Raw genomic sequence first — 16214 nt, 5'->3', positions numbered from 1 at the left:
TTGTCCGGTAACTAACCGGAAAACATGCTTGATATAATAAAAAAAGCGAAGCCTCTTTGAAAGAGACTTCGCTTTTTTTATTTTTCCTCAGGGTTGCTGGAACTTATTTCATCAGCGCCATTACCTTTTCACGGATATCCGCACCGGACATTCCCTGATAAGGAATCTGCTCAGACAGGCCGCCTGCACCATCTTTCCAGGTTCCCATATAACCATAGCCAGGAGCGAAACCACGCTCAAGCAGCCAGCTGCCGTACCGACTGCCAAGTCCTGTTTTGGCGTTCTGGGTCTCGACCACCAGCACGAACGGGCTATTGCCAAGCTTAGCCACCATTTCCTCATCAACCACATTGAGTACCGGCTTGTTTATCAGGCCGACATTAATCCCTTCCTGCTTTAAACGCTCCACTACATCAAGACAGCGGTAGAGCATCTCACCATAGGAAACAATATACCCTTGGTCCCCCTCGCGGATAACCTCATCTTTATCCGGGGTAAAGCTATAGTCTTCGTACAGCTTATTGCCCGCTTCATCTAAAATAAACGGAGTAGCCGAACGAGTAGAAAAGACAAAACGCAGCCCACTATCATGAAAGACCTTGTTAAGCACCGCCTTGAGCTGCAGCGGATCAGCCGGGAAATAGAGCCTAGTATTATCGTGTTCAGCCAGTCCGTTGTCCGCAAAAAAGTTATTGATCCCAAAATGACAGGTATTATCAGCCATATCATCAACCCCGGAATGGGAGAAGTGGGCAAGTACATTGGCCTGATTGAGTCTGGCCATGGTAATTTCCGAGATTACCATTTCCTGAAATGCTGCAAAAGTACCGAAAATCCCCTGCTTGCCTGGGGTAGCGCCAAATCCAGCTGCAACGGAAAAATTGTTGCGCTCCATGATGCCCCCATGGACATATACCTGGGGAACATTTTTACGAATATGGTGCAGCCCGCACGAGCCTTCCAGGTCTGAGTCGACCACCAGCACGCTTGCTGCCGGGTCTTCCACATCCCCAAGGAGTTCGCAGATTACTTTACCAAAATCATCTCGGTTCTTCCCGGTTTCGGGAGTACTGCCAAGATATTCTGTTTTCTCTTTTTTCTCGACCTCCTGACTCAGAATGGCAACTGCCGCATCCTGTGCCCTGCCTTTCAGATAATCGATGGCCATTGGTACAGGAATGACATCATGTCCCTTGGGAAGGCCCTCGATACCGTCAATTCCTACCGCCATTAATCGCTTGGCAACCACTGCGATCGGCCCAGCGGTAGCAATGGCCTTTTGGATATGTGTAAACAAGGCATCAATGTCTTCTCCGGCACAATCACTAATACCCAAGCCATGTCCGCCGAGTGTTTTTACCACGTCATACCCCTTCATATATTCCGTAGGGTGACCGGCAATGGTGACATCGTTGTCATCAATAAGCAATTTAACATTCAGGTTGCGGGCAACTGCGTAACGGGCTGCCTCGGCATCATCACCTTCCTGTTGCGAACCGTCACTGCCAAACATGAATACGGTCTTGCCAGGATTGGCTTCCGCGATTCCATTAACATAACTCCACAGGTGACCAAGGCGGCCTGAACTAAAAAAGACACCGTCTTTCTCATTACGTTCCGGGTGACCATATAAACCTTGGTTGAATTCACGGTAATGGAGCAGTGACTCAGGCGCGGCATACCCATTCAACACGGCCATAATGTACTGTATTGCCACCCGGTGACCGGCTTCATCAAAATACACGGGGTAACATGAATCAGAGCCTTTCATAAATCCATCAACAATCAACAGCTCAGGGACAATATCAAAAGCGCCACCGGTATGACCACCGAGTCCTTTGGTATTGGCCAAGGCAGTAAAAAACACGATGCTGTCGCGAACAATAGAGATATTCTTCTCCAGGGTTGCTCTCTGCTCAGCACTCATCCCCTCTTGGGTAAGGGTAAATTTTAAAGGGGTATACTCTGATAAATCGATTGGAAAAGTCATAATAATATCCTACAGGGTCGTAAAATAAGAAAGGGATAGAGTGAATTTTATAGAGGAAGTAAATTTCCTGAACAATAGTTATGCACTGATACCAGAACTGTCAAAATCCGCAACAAGGATTTTGTCCACATTCAAAGAGAGTTACATCAAAATTAGTTTCAAGCTGGACACAGGTTACGATAGGTGGTGAGATCCAGGTTATATACATCATTACCCATCTCTTGCAGCACAGGGTAGATTAACCAATACAATTCCCCACCACTTTCTGGTATAGAGTACTGTAATCGTATGTTCTTAAAAATTTCTTCCAACCACTCTATCCACGAATGAAAACAATACGCAGATACCACCTCCAGCCAACCAAAACGCAAATCGTTCAATTACCTGCAGGCAGTGAAATCCTCAGCGTCCAGGCAAAAGGTGACGACTCACCTGTACTGTGGGCACTTGTTGATCCGGAACTAGATGACCAAGAACGCACCGTCACCCTCTACGCAACAGCAACAGAAATGCCGGACACCCCTGGCAGGTATTGCGGCAGCTTTCAACTCTATGACGGCACTCTTGAATTTCACGCCTTTGAATCTGGTACTACCGACAATCAAGAATAAGAATCGTCAAGGGCAAGTCACTTATCAGCCAAAATCACAAAAATGCCTTTTTCTGAGGGCTGTAACTGATAAGCACTGCTCCATGCAGGCATAAGCGAATCGATTTGGTTTTAATCAGTATGCAAAGCGTTTCGATCGTGCCCAGATGCTGCTGCTGATAGTTACGAAGGAAATGACGCGTAGTTCAGGTAAAGACGACAGTCCGGTTCTGATAAATCAGCGTTTGCCGTTTCAAATGATGCCAGATCGCACGGGCAAGAATCACTTTTTCAAGATCACGCCCCTTGCGCACCAAGTCCTGAACCGAATCGGCATGACTAACCTGAATAACATCCTGGGCTATAATCGGCCCACCATCAAGATCTGCGGTTACATAGTGACTGGTTGCCCCGATAATTTTTACCCCTCGCTCGTAGGCTGAGTGGTATGGCTTGGCTCCGGGAAAAGCGGGAAGAAAGGAGTGGTGAATATTGATTACTTTTCCCTGGTAATGATCAACAAAATCGCCGGAAAGGATCTGCATGTACCGGGCAAGCACTATAAAATCTATATCGTGCTCTGCGAGCAATTCAAGCTGTTCCTGCTCTTTTTCCTTTTTATTCTGGGCAGTAACGGAAAAATGGTGGTAGGGAATTCCAAACTGCTCAGCAACAGGCCGCATATCTTCATGGTTGCTGATAATAAGAGGAATCTCGACTTCAATTTCACCGGATTTCCAGCGAGAAAGCAGGTCGTACAGACAATGGGGCAGCTTTGACACAAACAATGCCATCTTGGGTACATATTGAGAAAAATGCAGATTCCACTGCATATTGTACTTTTGGGCAATAAGCGTATCAAAATATTCCCCTATTTTCTCATCCGGAATCGAAAATTTTTCCAATTCCCACTCAATACGCATAAAAAAAACGCCCTGGGATGTATCTACGTGCTGATCGAGATACATTATATTACCGTTATTCTTAAAAATAAATTCGCTCACCGAGGAGACTATCCCTTTACTATCTTGGCAGTGGATTAATAAAATAGCAGAAGAGGGTTTGAGGGCGTTTTCTATGGGTTTCATGGTATTTTATATCAATTCAAAAAAAAGCCGCTTTACAATCGGCAGCAACGATTATTATACAAAAGCGGACATCCTAAAAGAAAAAAGAGTTATATGCAAGTAACTGATGGCAGGAGATGAGAGCCTCTGTCCGGGAGGAACGAAGCCGGACAGAGGAAAAGAGAAGAAGCAGTACCAATTACAAGCTACACATTTTTGATACACGCTCAAGAAGCATATCCCACTGACTGCTCTTGCCCCCCAGCCACTGAACGGCTTCCTGTTTAGTGGTAAAAATTTTCATTTCGCCTTTACGCTCGTGCCCCTCAGTAGTTTCCTGGTAGACTCTGGCAAGATTGAAGGAAAGGGCATCTGGGGCGATAAAGGCAACTTTGATGTCCGGAAATTTCTCAATATGCTCCTTATTGATGTTCACAATGTCAGCGAGCCGCTCCATATCGACATCCGGCGCAAAACTCTCTACCTCTGCAAAACTGATCAACTCTTTGGTGCTTTCGCTGAAATCGGGGTGAGAGAGAACTGACACAGCTTGCAATTCCAAGTCACTGGCAGTCACGTTCCCGAAAAAATGGACGAGCAACATCTGATGTTCCTGACTGAATATATTACATCCCGGCATAGAGTTCTCCTTTTTACTGACACATTACCTCTTGCGAAGCATGTCCATTATTGACAAAAAAAACTGTCTTTTCAGACTAATGCGGCCAACTAAAAAAAGCAACACATGACACTTCCCTTTTCCCTGCCTCACCAGCAACCGCCGCTACTGGTAGCGCTGTCTTCGCTTTCTCCACACTCTGGATCACATTCAATAATCCCAAAAACAGGAAAAACGCAAATTAGCTTTCCAGAAGAAGGGTTTCAGGTTGACAGGCAGTAAAAACACCCTTAATACTTGTCTCCATAGACAAACACCACCGTTTCTTTTTTCCAGATAAATGAAACGAGACAACAACACTTTGCCATTCATACCTATGAACATTCTTCGCACCTTGCTCCACACCAAAAAACAACCAGGTAAAAATTCCAGTATAAACAGAAAAAAACGATGTATGAACTGTTTCCATGCACTGGAAACAGAAAAGGTGCTTTGCAAAACGTGTCAGGAAAAAATGCTCGGCCCTGTTGCAGACCTCTAACTAACTTTCAAAGCCTATACTTGTCTCCGCAGCTAAAAATGGTGGTCCCCTACCAACCTCTCCATGCCATGAACGAACACCACTATCGAGCACGGGTGAATGTAAAATTTCCTTTAGCGATCAAATGCTCACCGGCAGCATCGTTATAAAACACCTCAGCCTCTGTAAAAATCAACAATGCACCACCTTTGATCACCTGAGCTTTTGTCTGAAGCAAACCTGAGTCAACACCACGAAACATCTGAAAGGTAAATTCCGGGGCTACCAGCACATCACCTTCCGCAGCAACGGATATGGCGGCTCCCAGAGCTGCATGGCCGGCAAGGGACGAAATAACACCCCCATGTACGCGATGTAAATGCTGCAGATGGGCCGGGATCACCTCCACCTCAGCCAGACATCTTCCAGGCTCCACAGTGACCAGTTTTATCCCCAGTTCGCGGATAAAGGTCGCTTCTCGAAACACCGTTTCCACATCTTGCATATAATTGCTGTTCCTGACCTTCATCCTTCCCTCTTATTGCATTAAGATTTTTCACATGCCCAGCGAAAACATACGCTCCAGGTCATGCCGGGAAAAGGCCTTGAAAGCGAGCATTGTTTCTGTTTTTTCAATCCCCTCCAGCTTATACATTCTGTTTGTCACCAACTCTGCCAGATCGTCGTTTGTACCTATGCGGGCAATAGCTACCAGGTCATAGGAACCGCTGACAGAATACACCTCGGAAATACCCTCCACATCCGCAAGTTGTTCTGCCAAGTCATTTATTTTCGATCGTTCTGCATTAATGAGAATTATTGAGGTAACCATTATTTCTCCTTTGCCTGATTTCTCATGAGCATTTGGTTAATTTTACATTTGATTGATTTTAATAACATCAACTTGAAATTACTAATCTTTTCGGAAAATGACAAAATGATCATGAGAAATTCCGGTTAGAAAGGCTTGCTCTGGCAAATTGCATTACCAATCGATTAGCTAGATCTACTGGGGATTATAATATTTAAAAAAATGATCCATTATAAACTGAACTGTTTTTCGGTTGACGTGAAAATTTTCCTTCCCATCTGCAAAATAGGATTTGCCCTGCAGCATGGTGTAGATAGTTGCCATCTCAAAGGCCGGAAAGTAAAAAACATTGTCATATTTTGAGACAAATTCGTCGGCTACGGCACGCAGGGTCGACTTGGAATTACAGCTTGCACTGATCACATCCAAATCCTTACGAAACGTGGCCCACAGGTGTACCGGTGAAACCGTAATTACAATCTTACATTCCGGATTGTGGGCTGCCATCAAAGAATAAATATACTCCAGATTATCCAAATTTTCCTGGTAGCGTGATACCCTGAAACGATATCGTGACATATCCCCGCCGTTGTTAGGATACGGACCAGAGGGAAGACAGATGACACTGCCATCTTCGGTGTCCTCCCATATCTCAGTCAACCCAAGGGTAAGAATAAGGACTTCCGCCCTTTTCAAAACCCGCCGCGATGCTGCAACATGGGCCGCAAAATCAACCTGCGCTTCCTCAAGAGAATCGTAGAGCATTATCCGCCGGTAAGGGTCCTGCACCCTATCTTCTCCAGGCACTTTCCACCACCTGAGTTGTGGCGTAAAACGGTCAAAGGTATAGGCAAAAATCTGGCGCATTGAAAAAGAGTTATAGGTGCGTTCCCAGGCCGCACTTGCATGGGCCGAGGCAGGATTATCACGTTCCTCAACTATATAATTGTACTCCTGCTGCACCAAAACCTTCTTGATCTCACGAGCAAAGCAGGAGCCCATCGAGACGATAGCCGTTTGTTTATCAATCCGAAGAGCTATACCATCAGGACAGGGAAAATTACCGTCTACAGGAGGATTTTTATACGAACCCGGCCAGACCTGCCACTGTAAAAAATCATGAAAAGGATGTACCTCAGAACGTGCCATGCATAATTCCAGTAATTATTTCAATGAGAGAAGGTCCCGGTTTGAGCAGGACGAACAACGTAATAACGATAATAACCAACTATATTGCTGCTCAAAAAAAGACATTCAAGCAATACTGCAGTGGGGGAATGGGCTAAAATATTATGCGTAAGCCAGAAACAGGTACCTAGAAACATTATTTTACGCATGCGACGATCTGTGCTGCAAAACGATCCCACTGTATTGCAAATGGCCCCGGTACAACTGAGTAAACTCAGCACGCCGCTATACGTGACGATCCCAATAAGCAGAGAGCAACAGACAAAAACCGACATTGCCTTCTTCGAGGTCGTAAAATAACTGGTCACAAAACGAATACCGGCCAGGAGCCCAAGGCCTGCAGCGGTCCAATGCTCCAACAAAACAAAATGAAGAGAAATGAGAGAAGAAGAAATAATCAGGCAAACAAGGATATGTTTTCTTCCTTTCCCTTGGAAAGAAAGCAAGTCTGTACATATCGCCATCCCGACCAATATCTGGGACAAGAGAAAAGGCGTCATGGCATCTCAAAACAAAAAATACAATTTTTCTTCAACTGTTTATCTCCGATAGATAAAGAACAATCACGCATCCAGCGTACTCTTTTTTCTCTGCACAGGCAAAACGAACCAAAGCCTGGTCTCCATCCCTATAACCGTAACCCGCCCTGCACGTTTTCTGCAAAATATGTTTCCAGCAGCACCTGCCGCACTTTGTTCCGTGATGTCTCCATTACTAAAAGAGGATACAGCTCTTCGGGTAATTTTGCGCCCCAATAATATTTTCGCAGACAATTCGTTACATACTCCTCCAGCAAACTATCATCTTTGGCCTCAGCCTTTGGCACCAGATCCCATAATCCGGTATGCTTGAGCCCATAAAATGTTTCACCAAAATCATCCTTTCCAATATCACCGGTAAAAAGCAGGAGTGCATTGTAAAAGCGTTCTTCCAGCTCCGGTGAAGGAACAATAAAATTACGGGTTATTTTTCCTTTTGCAAACATATCCAAGACGATCAGCAACAAAAGGGGGGCATGGGGAGCACGGTAGTTGCTGGGCAAAGCCCACTTATCATTATCACCACCGACAGGTAGTTGTGCAAATAATTGCAGGTAGTAGTCAATCATGCCGCACATGATTTACAATCCTTTATAAATACCCTTCTTTGAGCCAATATACCATACCGGTAAAACAAGACCGTATGATGACTTGACCATCCCCAGCCGTTATTTCTCATCAACTTTAACTGCATGACTCTAAAATTACTTGTTTTTTAAAAAATGACTCAATATTCATGAAAAATCCGGGCGAAGACAAACAGACCGTTGCTGAATGTAGTCGAAGTTTGTAATCATACTATTTAATACAATATTCATGAGAATGCGGGTCAAGAGCAATCAACGCTATAAACGGTTCATGACAAACAAACTGCGAATTACTCGAGAAGAGAGAAGCTGGATACTCTACGATGTAGGCAACTCAGCCTTTGTCCTGGTGATGGTTACCGCTATCATGCCATTATTCTTTAAAGAGTTTGCTGCAGCAGGCCAACCGGATGCTGTGGCCACAGCAAACTGGGGTTTCGCCAATTCAGCAGCTTCACTGATACTCGCCCTGCTCGCTCCAGTCCTGGGTGCTCTGGCTGACTACCGCGACAGAAAAAAAATCTTTTTCACCACCTTTCTGTTCTTCGGACTTCTCTTCACCCTGGGGTTACCGTTTATACAGCAGGGACAATGGGTCCTTTGTCTGCTCCTGTTTATAGGTGCGCGGGTCGGTTGGGCCGGGGCAAACATTTTCTATGACGCCTTCCTCACAGACATCACCTCTCCCAAGAGAATGGATAGTATTTCTGCAAGAGGGTTTGCGTGGGGGTATATCGGAAGCGTACTTCCTTTTCTTGCCATTATCGGCCTGATATTACATGCTACTGATGACACAGGAGGCTTACCCACACAGGAAACAAAAATAGGATTTATAATCGTCGCCCTATGGTGGTTGCTGCTTTCTGTACCGGCTTTAAAAAACCTCCGCCAAACCCATTACCTTCCCCCGGTAGCGGCAGCTGTGAGCGACAGTTTTCGACGCCTGGCTCGGACGTTTCGCCAAATCCGCCGTCATCGACAAATTTTCCTTTTTTTAAGCGCCTATTTTTTCTACATAGACGGTGTTGGTACCATTATCAGCATGTCAACCGCCTATGGGAGCGACCTTGGATTCGGCCCAACAATGTTGATTGTCATGTTACTGTTCATCCAGATTGTAGCCTTTCCTTTTACCTTGCTGTACGGTAGACTTGCCGAATATTTCTCGACTAAAACCATGTTGCTTACAGGTATCAGTGTCTATACCCTGGTCACCCTGCTCGCCTTCTTCCTCCCTGATATACACAATCTTTTCTGGAAAACCGCAACCTTCTGGTGCATTGCCTTTTTAGTCGCCTCTTCCATGGGTGGTATCCAGGCCCTGAGCAGAAGCTATTACGGAAAGCTGCTCCCGGCAAAACAAAGTGCTGAATTCTTTGGCTTTTACAATGTCTTTGGTAAATTTGCCGCAATCAGCGGACCTTTCTTAATGGGCCTTGTTGGACGCTTAACAGGCGACACCAGATGGGGTGTATTGTGTATTTTAGCCCTGTTTGTGATCGGTGGTTTGCTGCTTAAACAGATCGAAGAACCGCCGGAGTAGCTCATTGCACTGTAAAAAGCCTTTCTCTGTACTATTTATACCAAAGCTAACACTAAAAGAGTGTATGCTGAAACTGCCATTACCGCCAACAGGAATCAACCCGGATTTCTCATCAATAAAGATTTTTGCAGGGCAAGGCACAAACCACGCAGCAGACAGCGAAGACTCCGGTAGTAAACTACCGCAAGTGGTTTATAAGGTAGACCCTGCGGAAAAAGCTATTGACTCGAAGAGGGAAGTTTTTGATTGAAAACGAAAAACAGACCACTAATTGTAATGGTTACTCTTTAAGCAATAATATCAATTAATTGAGTTTAAAAACAAAAAGTTCATGAAAAATTCAGGTAGAACCATCAAAGAGGACAAAAGCATTGACCACCTTTGAAAGATTGTATTTCCCTCATATATTTCTTTTTACCCTGCTCGCTGGTATCCTGTTACTCCCTTACCAGCAAGGTGCGGCGGCACAACTTGGAAATACTGCACCAAAAACGGCATCTCAGCAAGTAACAACCACGGATACAGGCACGGTCACGGATATGATGGCCGGTCTCAGTGACGAACAGGTAAGGAAACTGCTCATCCAGGAACTCCAAAAAGATGCTCAATCTCTGCAGCCTGAAGGGACAAACATAAAAGGACCGGGAAGCCTGTTCCATCACCTCCTGAAAACACTTTCGCAAAAGCATGACCAAGAGGAAAGCCAGTTCAGAACGCTCTGGTCCGGAGCTCCAAAAATCCTCCCTGATCTGGAACACGTCTTTATCAAGCTATGTCCCTTTGGAACCGTTGCAGGCGCAACACAAAGTGCTCTGTGGGTGCTTTTCTTCATCTCCATAGGATTTATCGTGGAAGCCCTATGCAGATTTTTTTTCCTCTCAAAATATTTCATAGCTGCGCCGGAGGTGAACACTACAAACATAAAGGGCGTTGAAAAGCTCCTTGCAGCTGCTCTGCAAGTATTACCCAGCGCATTGGGAGTCCTTATTTTTTTTGGCTCGGCTTACTTTTCCTTCATGTTCTTCATCTGGACGGATTCTTCGTACGTTCAGTTCTTTTTTCTTGCAACCTTGATTGCGATTACCATTATCAGGACAATCAATATTCTTTCTCACATTATTTTTTCCCCTAAATATAAAATATTTCGTCTTTTTCCTGCTGATTGTGCGGTAGCAAAAACTGCTCACCGTCTAATGACGGGAGCCTTCAGTTACATAACCATCACCCTGATGCTGGCCGTTACTCTCCGCCGGCTTGAGGCTGATATAGCGACAGTAAGGCTCCTGCAGCTCTTCAGCGTCAGTCTGCTGCTTCTTACAACTGCCATCACGGTTGTTGTTATCAGAAAAAAAGTCCGTGACCATATCCTCAAAAACAACAACCAGCAAAACGGTCCCCCTTCCTGGGGCCGAAAACAGTTCGCTGCTCTCTGGCACATTTTAGCTATCACCTACCTCATCCTTCTCTGGTTTCTGCTCCTGAACGACCTGGCCGACCCAAGCTTCAGCCGAAGGGGTGCATTTATTCCAAGCTTCTTCATTGTTCCATTGTGGATAGTGGCAGACAGACTTGTTCAGTGGCTGGTACTCTATACCATGAAAGCTCTTCATATTGACCAGGAAAGCTCTACCTCAGTTCCGTTAAAAAATGAGGGAGAACGCCTGCAACGCCAAAAGAGCCGAGAACTGTATCAAAAAACGCAAAGCGTTGCGCGGGGTGGCCTGGTGATCCTCATGATGGTCTGGATAGCAAACCTCTGGGACATCCGTATCCCTCTTTTTTCAGAACTGGCCGCTATCATGCTGGATACAATCATCATCATGGCACTGGCAATTTTTCTATGGCAGTTTATCAGCAGCTGGATTGAGCGTAAAATTGAAGAATCTATTCCAGAAGGTGAGGAAGACGTGGAAAGCAGTGATGACGAGTGGGGGAGTGCAGCTTCACGTGGCCGCGCCTACACTTTGCTGCCCATGGTACGCAAATTTATCGGCACCATTCTGGTCGTTATGGTAAGCATGACAGTGCTCTCTTCTTCCGGGGTTGATATAGCGCCACTGCTAGCCGGTGCAGGAGTGATAGGCCTTGCAATCGGCTTTGGTGCCCAAAAACTGGTTGCCGATATGTTTTCCGGGTTCTTTTATCTGCTTGATGATGCCTTTCGGGTGGGAGAGTATATTGAAGCGGGTACAGTCTCCGGCACAGTGGAAACGATAACCTTACGCAACGCCATGATAAGGCACCACAGAGGTATGCTGCAGATTGTCCCCCACTCTGACCTTGGCGCTATCACCAACTATATGCGCGGCGGTATTATAGTTAAATTCAACCTTGATTTCCCCTATGATGCGCCGATAGATAAGATTCGTAAAATCATTAAAAAAGTCGGCCAGAAAATGCTCGAAAACGAAGAGTATGGGAAAGATTTTATCAGACCGCTCAAATCGCAGGGAGTCCGGGCAATAACCAATTCCGTGATGACGATCAGAGTCAAATTCACCGCCCAGCCCGGCACCCATTTTGTAATCCGACGAGAAGCCTATCGCCTTATCAGCGAAGCACTCAATGCCCAGGGAATTCACTATGCTCATCGTAAGGTTATTGTTGACCTGCCTGAATTTACCCAGGAAAGAGAGCAGATCACCCCGGAAGTCCAACACCAAATTTCCAAAGCTGCCGGAGCCGCTGCCATGCGCTCGACAGAAGATGCTGGAAAAAATACTGAGCAATCCAAGCAAGAAACTTTCGACGATTTATGATGAACTGCTCAGCAAAATGCGAAGCTTTCGAGCAACTACCTGAGGAGTGACAGTTTTTTGGATAAAATCAATATTTTCTGGTAACTGTTCAGCAAAATGTGGCGAACAGGCCAGTATACAAGACAGCCTTATAGGGTAAAAAAATTAAAAGCTGTTACCTGCTGGCGATCACCGATTTTATCACTCTGCCGGCTCCTTGGAGGAACAGCTCAACCGGGACCCCATTTTCGACCACGATCCGTCCAGTGCGTAGGGTGAGATAGCACAGCGCATCCACGCGGAACCCGATGCCTGAAATTGGTGGATGCGCTACACTCATCGCATCTTTATCGTGCTGCCAACGTCGCTTTTATCTCTTCGTAACTAATCACCTGAATCTCAGCCTCACTGTTTTTTGACTTTACCTTGACAGGTACCGTACTTCCTTTTTCTAATGGCACCATCTGTGGTTCCTCTTCATTAACAAACAGTATAATAACCGGGGCCTTGACAGTATCCTCCATCCGAAATCCTTCCAAACGTGTTGTTTCCTTATCAACAACAACTGTATCGCCCTGTATTTCAATCATATTCATTTTCCTTTATCTAAAAAAATACCACATATTACGTTGCAGTTACACACATCCCGCTTTGTTCAACTGATACCAGAACCGACTATAAAAAAAACGTTGCTCGAAAGCCACTCATTAGCAATGTAACAAATCACTCAATGGCCTCTTGAGTAATCGCATTTACTGCTAATCGCGGAGTTATACTCAAAATTTACCCTTAGAGGTAAAAACAACGCGAAAAGCGGCAACAGCAACCAGCCTGCCTGACGTTGAAAAACTCGGCTTTTTTTACTGTTTTATTTGAAATATAAAAAGCCAAATGAAGAAGGGTGGTGGAAATTCGGGCACGGAAGCTCAACCGGTGCCCATGTCAACCAGTGCGGGTGTGAGGTATTATCAGCACACTTATAAAAATTGACCCGCCAAAAAGATTGCGTGGCCGGCTTAACCACATCACAATATTTTTTCAGCAAAACAAGAGGAACTCTATACGCAACGGTCCACACCACAAAATTTTTTATTTCGGGATCAACTCTTTTGGGTAACGAATGCGCTACAGCTATTTGGTTGCATTCGTTTACAGGCATAATGATTCGTTTTTTCCCCGGTGCCTTTTGAAAATGAAAAAGCATGGTTCCGCCACAATTCATTTCAATATTAAAGTAGCCTTGGGAAACGTCTGGACCAGGTGTGAAAAAGAATTCGACACAACTATCTTTATACACATCATCCTGATGTGACCGAGCGACTGCGCGAACATATCTGTCTTCGACGCGAAAGAGCAGATATATTGCCATACTGTCGTAAGCAACCTTCACCTCCACCCCCGGGAAATGAACGGGTTTGTTTCCCATGTGGTTTTGCATCAGGTTGGATGAAAGGTCTTTCCAGGGAAACGCATCCCACGATGAGTCTTCAATGGAAAAAGGCGCTTGTACTTTTGTAGCAACAGCGTGATTGGTTATCGGCACGTTCTTTCGCCCTGTCCAGTAGTCGGTAAGAGGAGTATTTTTTTCAACCTATCCCCCGTCTTACCCTTTATAGACGTTGAACAAGAGCTACACGTAAGTAGCTGTCAGTGAATTTTCTTTATCAATGCAGTAAAATACCCACCGGCTTGGAGCAAATGAGATTCGTACCAGGCAAACATTTCTCCATCTACCAATTCAATTTTTGCTCCCGGCACAATCTGCTGAAACTCTTTTTTATGTTTTTCTGCAAAGGGAAAAGGTTCTGACGAAAGCAAAATGAGTTCCGGGTTCAACCCCTTTATGGTTTCAGCTGTTACAACAGGATAACGTGCGTCTCCATCAGTAATGCAGTTTTCGAAACCACATACTTCAAGCATCGAGTTAACAAAAGTATCCCGACTCACACACATGTAAGGATCTTTCCAAATCAGATACAACGCCTTCATCTTTTTTGCTCTTTTCGGGATTACTGTAAAATCGGCTTGAATCGTCTTGACCATTTCACGCGCTTTTGCTTCGCATCCTGTAATCTTACCCGTTTTCACAATATTGTTGTAGGCGTCTTCCACGTTTCTGATTTTGGACACATACACACAATATTTTTCCATTAAAGCTTCGATTTGCGCCTGATCGTTCTCCTCCTCGTTTGCCAAAATCAAATCTGGTTTAAGCCATGCGATTTTCTCTTCGTCCAGGCTTTTAGGCCCACCGATATTGGGTAATCGTTGTATTTTTTGTTCAGGATATCTGCAAAACCGGGTACGCGAAACCACCCTGTCTCCCAGCCCTAAATCAAATAAAAACTCGGTGGTTGATGGAACAGCCGAAATAATTCTTTGCGGGGGAAAAGGAACCGTAATTTCTTGCCCCAAATCATCGGTTACTTGTATACAATCACTCATTGTTCTATATCATTTCCTTTGTAATAGCGTACAAACCGCGCGCTCCCCATATCTTCCCAACCTGTAAAGAGCCATTGACTGCTCAGGTTTGCATTGATACCTCGACACCCTGAGGCCTCAGCCATTGGGAACCCCTGCTCCTCCACAACCATTACAGCTCATTTTTACATTATTTTGTGCCCTTATTTCTTTTCTGCTTGGTCATGAATGGCCTCCTCAAGAATTGTTATTTCACTCTTAAGAAAGTGTCCACTAAATTCCCACCACATCAGAAAAAACCGAAACATACCCCGTGGTCACTCATCGTTGCTAACTCAGATAGGGGGGAGCAACCTTATGCGGAAGAGGTAACTGCTTTGCCGTGGCATAGGTCGCAGGTGGCTGGATTGCCGTAGAATGAGCAATTTGTTTACTTTTTTGAAGTTGCCTCTTTTTTCTTTTTTTTCTTGTTTGAGGATGCCGGCAAGTACGTGCTGGCCGTACTGCCACTGAAAACGCAGCAACCATATCAAACTAAAAAAACGTTGTTCGCTCTAACCCAAGGCGCCTTGGGTTAGAGTTGTGTAATGGTCAGCCAGCGTCTACTGCAGCAAATTAAGCAATTTGCCGGCAGCTTCTTTGCTTAACAGGTTGTTCCAGGGTGCGTTTTCCTCGGCCAAAAGTGCTTCCGTATTTTGCAATGGGAGAGGAATATCACCAAAGAGATTCTTAAAACTAGTAAGTTCAGCATCTGAAAAGGCCGATGCGCTGTTTATATCCAACATCGCATTCTGCTTTTGCCCCAGCTCAGCATAGGCTACCCCCCTGACCAGGTGCGCTATTCCCCGGTTGTTGTTTTTGATGAGGGCGGATGTCAGGTCTTTAATAGCATTTTCGTACTCCCCAAGTGCAGCAAGCGCTACCCCACGGTAATACGCAGCTCTTTCGTGTTCGGCATCTTGCTCAAGTATACGGGTAAAATCTTCCTTTGCCTCATGATATTTACCCAGAGCCATTTGAGCAGCACCTCTGCTCAACCAAACATCAATCGTGTCACACCCACTCTGCTCGGCACGTGTAAAGGCAGCTATACTTTTCTTTAATTGACCGGAAGCAAAAAGAATCTTGGCCTGTCGTAAGTGTTCGGCTTTGTCCATCAGGCACCTCAATTAGTAAAGAATATTATTATCAACAACCTTTACTAAAAGTATAGGCATTCAATCATCTTTTGCCTGGAATATTTCTCTGTATTGGTTCAGTGCATATTACAGGGGAATCAGGACAGTAAAAACAGAGTAAGACAACGCAAGGAACACTTTACTGGAAGCACACGTTTTGTGCACATTGTCATACCAACTCATTTACCACTTTCATAACCCATGGATATGCAATCCTCTCTTGCTCAAGCCTTACAGCATTCGAGAAAACATTTTCCACCAGAAGCTCGTAGACATCCAACTCGCCTTGATTAACCCGACTTTCGCAGTTCGACCTCCGATTTCACTATTTTCGCCCTGTTTTGAAGCGTAACCTCTTGAAGTTGCGTTAGCAGGATGCAAAAAAGGCTTGTAGTGCCGACCTACCCCCTTGCTTTGCTGA

The 16214-nt window shown here is 45.1% G+C and carries 19 protein-coding genes; 4 read left to right on the top strand and 15 right to left on the bottom strand.

Translation table 11 applies throughout. The annotated features are described in order from the left end of the window. Positions 1 to 103: 103 nt before the first annotated feature. Complete coding sequence (locus JWH17_RS08505; RefSeq protein WP_205222171.1) at positions 104 to 1990, bottom strand: transketolase C-terminal domain-containing protein; 1887 nt, start codon at positions 1988 to 1990, stop codon at positions 104 to 106. A gap of 326 nt (positions 1991 to 2316) precedes the next feature. Between JWH17_RS08505 and JWH17_RS08500 the strand changes: the two genes are divergently transcribed. After that, the gene (locus JWH17_RS08500) at positions 2317 to 2601 is read left to right on the top strand and encodes a DUF7352 domain-containing protein (protein WP_205222170.1); all 285 of its coding nucleotides are present in this window, start codon (positions 2317 to 2319) and stop codon (positions 2599 to 2601) included. Positions 2602 to 2785: 184 nt separating this feature from the next. Here JWH17_RS08500 and purU read toward each other — a convergent pair whose 3' ends face one another. The 7 genes from purU to JWH17_RS08465 form a co-directional block, all read right to left on the bottom strand. Next, positions 2786 to 3667 carry a formyltetrahydrofolate deformylase gene (gene purU / locus JWH17_RS08495; protein WP_205222169.1) on the bottom strand — a complete coding sequence of 294 codons (882 nt, stop codon included), beginning with the start codon at positions 3665 to 3667 and terminating at the stop codon, positions 2786 to 2788. A gap of 178 nt (positions 3668 to 3845) precedes the next feature. Beyond that, entirely contained in the window at positions 3846 to 4286 is a 441-nt protein-coding gene (locus JWH17_RS08490; protein WP_205222168.1) for a hypothetical protein, read from the bottom strand. A 602-nt stretch (positions 4287 to 4888) separates the two neighbouring features. Then, positions 4889 to 5314 (bottom strand): PaaI family thioesterase, encoded by a 426-nt coding sequence (locus tag JWH17_RS08485; RefSeq protein WP_205222167.1) that lies wholly within the window; start codon positions 5312 to 5314, stop codon positions 4889 to 4891. A gap of 27 nt (positions 5315 to 5341) precedes the next feature. Further along, positions 5342 to 5617, bottom strand: coding sequence for an Lrp/AsnC family transcriptional regulator (locus JWH17_RS08480; protein ID WP_205222166.1), 276 nt, complete (start codon positions 5615 to 5617; stop codon positions 5342 to 5344). 174 nt (positions 5618 to 5791) lie between these two features. After that, the gene (locus tag JWH17_RS08475; protein WP_205222165.1) at positions 5792 to 6745 is read right to left on the bottom strand and encodes a GSCFA domain-containing protein; all 954 of its coding nucleotides are present in this window, start codon (positions 6743 to 6745) and stop codon (positions 5792 to 5794) included. A 20-nt stretch (positions 6746 to 6765) separates the two neighbouring features. After that, entirely contained in the window at positions 6766 to 7284 is a 519-nt protein-coding gene (locus JWH17_RS08470) for a YgjV family protein (RefSeq protein WP_205222164.1), read from the bottom strand. A 128-nt stretch (positions 7285 to 7412) separates the two neighbouring features. Next, positions 7413 to 7901, bottom strand: coding sequence for a hypothetical protein (locus JWH17_RS08465; RefSeq protein ID WP_205222163.1), 489 nt, complete (start codon positions 7899 to 7901; stop codon positions 7413 to 7415). 280 nt (positions 7902 to 8181) lie between these two features. Here JWH17_RS08465 and JWH17_RS08460 point away from each other — a divergent pair, with 280 nt between their 5' ends. From JWH17_RS08460 to JWH17_RS08450, 3 genes are all read left to right on the top strand, one after another. Next, the gene (locus JWH17_RS08460; RefSeq protein ID WP_232370991.1) at positions 8182 to 9453 is read left to right on the top strand and encodes an MFS transporter; all 1272 of its coding nucleotides are present in this window, start codon (positions 8182 to 8184) and stop codon (positions 9451 to 9453) included. A 64-nt stretch (positions 9454 to 9517) separates the two neighbouring features. Further along, positions 9518 to 9703: a hypothetical protein gene (locus JWH17_RS08455; protein ID WP_205222162.1), complete on the top strand. Its 186-nt coding sequence runs from the start codon at positions 9518 to 9520 to the stop codon at positions 9701 to 9703. A 121-nt stretch (positions 9704 to 9824) separates the two neighbouring features. After that, a complete protein-coding gene (locus tag JWH17_RS08450; RefSeq protein ID WP_205222161.1) occupies positions 9825 to 12212 on the top strand; it encodes a mechanosensitive ion channel family protein in 2388 nt (795 codons plus the stop codon). Positions 12213 to 12538: 326 nt separating this feature from the next. Here JWH17_RS08450 and JWH17_RS08445 read toward each other — a convergent pair whose 3' ends face one another. The 7 genes from JWH17_RS08445 to JWH17_RS23725 form a co-directional block, all read right to left on the bottom strand. Next, complete coding sequence (locus JWH17_RS08445) at positions 12539 to 12781, bottom strand: hypothetical protein (RefSeq protein ID WP_205222160.1); 243 nt, start codon at positions 12779 to 12781, stop codon at positions 12539 to 12541. 278 nt (positions 12782 to 13059) lie between these two features. After that, complete coding sequence (locus JWH17_RS08440) at positions 13060 to 13734, bottom strand: carbohydrate-binding family 9-like protein (protein WP_332468392.1); 675 nt, start codon at positions 13732 to 13734, stop codon at positions 13060 to 13062. A 104-nt stretch (positions 13735 to 13838) separates the two neighbouring features. After that, entirely contained in the window at positions 13839 to 14636 is a 798-nt protein-coding gene (locus tag JWH17_RS08435) for a helical backbone metal receptor (RefSeq protein WP_205222159.1), read from the bottom strand. Next, on the bottom strand, positions 14633 to 14761 hold the full coding sequence (locus tag JWH17_RS24055; protein ID WP_269755833.1) for a hypothetical protein: 129 nt from the start codon (positions 14759 to 14761) through the stop codon (positions 14633 to 14635). The genes JWH17_RS08435 and JWH17_RS24055 overlap by 4 nt, the downstream gene beginning before the upstream one ends. 456 nt (positions 14762 to 15217) lie before the next feature. Continuing rightward, a complete protein-coding gene (locus JWH17_RS08430; protein ID WP_205222158.1) occupies positions 15218 to 15772 on the bottom strand; it encodes a tetratricopeptide repeat protein in 555 nt (184 codons plus the stop codon). Between the two features lie 190 nt (positions 15773 to 15962). Further along, the gene (locus JWH17_RS24590) at positions 15963 to 16052 is read right to left on the bottom strand and encodes a hypothetical protein (RefSeq protein ID WP_369125050.1); all 90 of its coding nucleotides are present in this window, start codon (positions 16050 to 16052) and stop codon (positions 15963 to 15965) included. Continuing rightward, positions 16025 to 16214: hypothetical protein (locus JWH17_RS23725; RefSeq protein WP_232370990.1), on the bottom strand; the 190-nt coding region annotated here is incomplete at its 5' end. The genes JWH17_RS23725 and JWH17_RS24590, both read right to left, overlap by 28 nt.

The sequence above is a fragment of the Desulfogranum marinum genome (assembly GCF_016918565.1).
GTDB classification, from domain to species: Bacteria; Desulfobacterota; Desulfobulbia; order Desulfobulbales; family Desulfobulbaceae; genus Desulfogranum; species Desulfogranum marinum.
Note: the sequence above shows the minus strand (reverse complement) of the source record. Positions and strands in the feature narration are given on the sequence as shown.

Bases quoted from the DNA above. Each gene is read 5' to 3' on its own strand.
- JWH17_RS08505 (WP_205222171.1), bottom strand. From the start codon at position 1,990: ATGACTTTTCCAATCGATTTATCAGAGTATACCCCTTTAAAATTTACC.
- JWH17_RS08500 (WP_205222170.1), top strand. From the start codon at position 2,317: ATGAAAACAATACGCAGATACCACCTCCAGCCAACCAAAACGCAAATC.
- purU (WP_205222169.1), bottom strand. From the start codon at position 3,667: ATGAAACCCATAGAAAACGCCCTCAAACCCTCTTCTGCTATTTTATTA.
- JWH17_RS08490 (WP_205222168.1), bottom strand. From the start codon at position 4,286: ATGCCGGGATGTAATATATTCAGTCAGGAACATCAGATGTTGCTCGTC.
- JWH17_RS08485 (WP_205222167.1), bottom strand. From the start codon at position 5,314: ATGAAGGTCAGGAACAGCAATTATATGCAAGATGTGGAAACGGTGTTT.
- JWH17_RS08480 (WP_205222166.1), bottom strand. From the start codon at position 5,617: ATGGTTACCTCAATAATTCTCATTAATGCAGAACGATCGAAAATAAAT.
- JWH17_RS08475 (WP_205222165.1), bottom strand. From the start codon at position 6,745: ATGGCACGTTCTGAGGTACATCCTTTTCATGATTTTTTACAGTGGCAG.
- JWH17_RS08470 (WP_205222164.1), bottom strand. From the start codon at position 7,284: ATGACGCCTTTTCTCTTGTCCCAGATATTGGTCGGGATGGCGATATGT.
- JWH17_RS08465 (WP_205222163.1), bottom strand. From the start codon at position 7,901: ATGTGCGGCATGATTGACTACTACCTGCAATTATTTGCACAACTACCT.
- JWH17_RS08460 (WP_232370991.1), top strand. From the start codon at position 8,182: ATGACAAACAAACTGCGAATTACTCGAGAAGAGAGAAGCTGGATACTC.
- JWH17_RS08455 (WP_205222162.1), top strand. From the start codon at position 9,518: ATGCTGAAACTGCCATTACCGCCAACAGGAATCAACCCGGATTTCTCA.
- JWH17_RS08445 (WP_205222160.1), bottom strand. From the start codon at position 12,781: ATGATTGAAATACAGGGCGATACAGTTGTTGTTGATAAGGAAACAACA.
- JWH17_RS08435 (WP_205222159.1), bottom strand. From the start codon at position 14,636: ATGAGTGATTGTATACAAGTAACCGATGATTTGGGGCAAGAAATTACG.
- JWH17_RS24055 (WP_269755833.1), bottom strand. From the start codon at position 14,761: ATGGCTGAGGCCTCAGGGTGTCGAGGTATCAATGCAAACCTGAGCAGT.
- JWH17_RS08430 (WP_205222158.1), bottom strand. From the start codon at position 15,772: ATGGACAAAGCCGAACACTTACGACAGGCCAAGATTCTTTTTGCTTCC.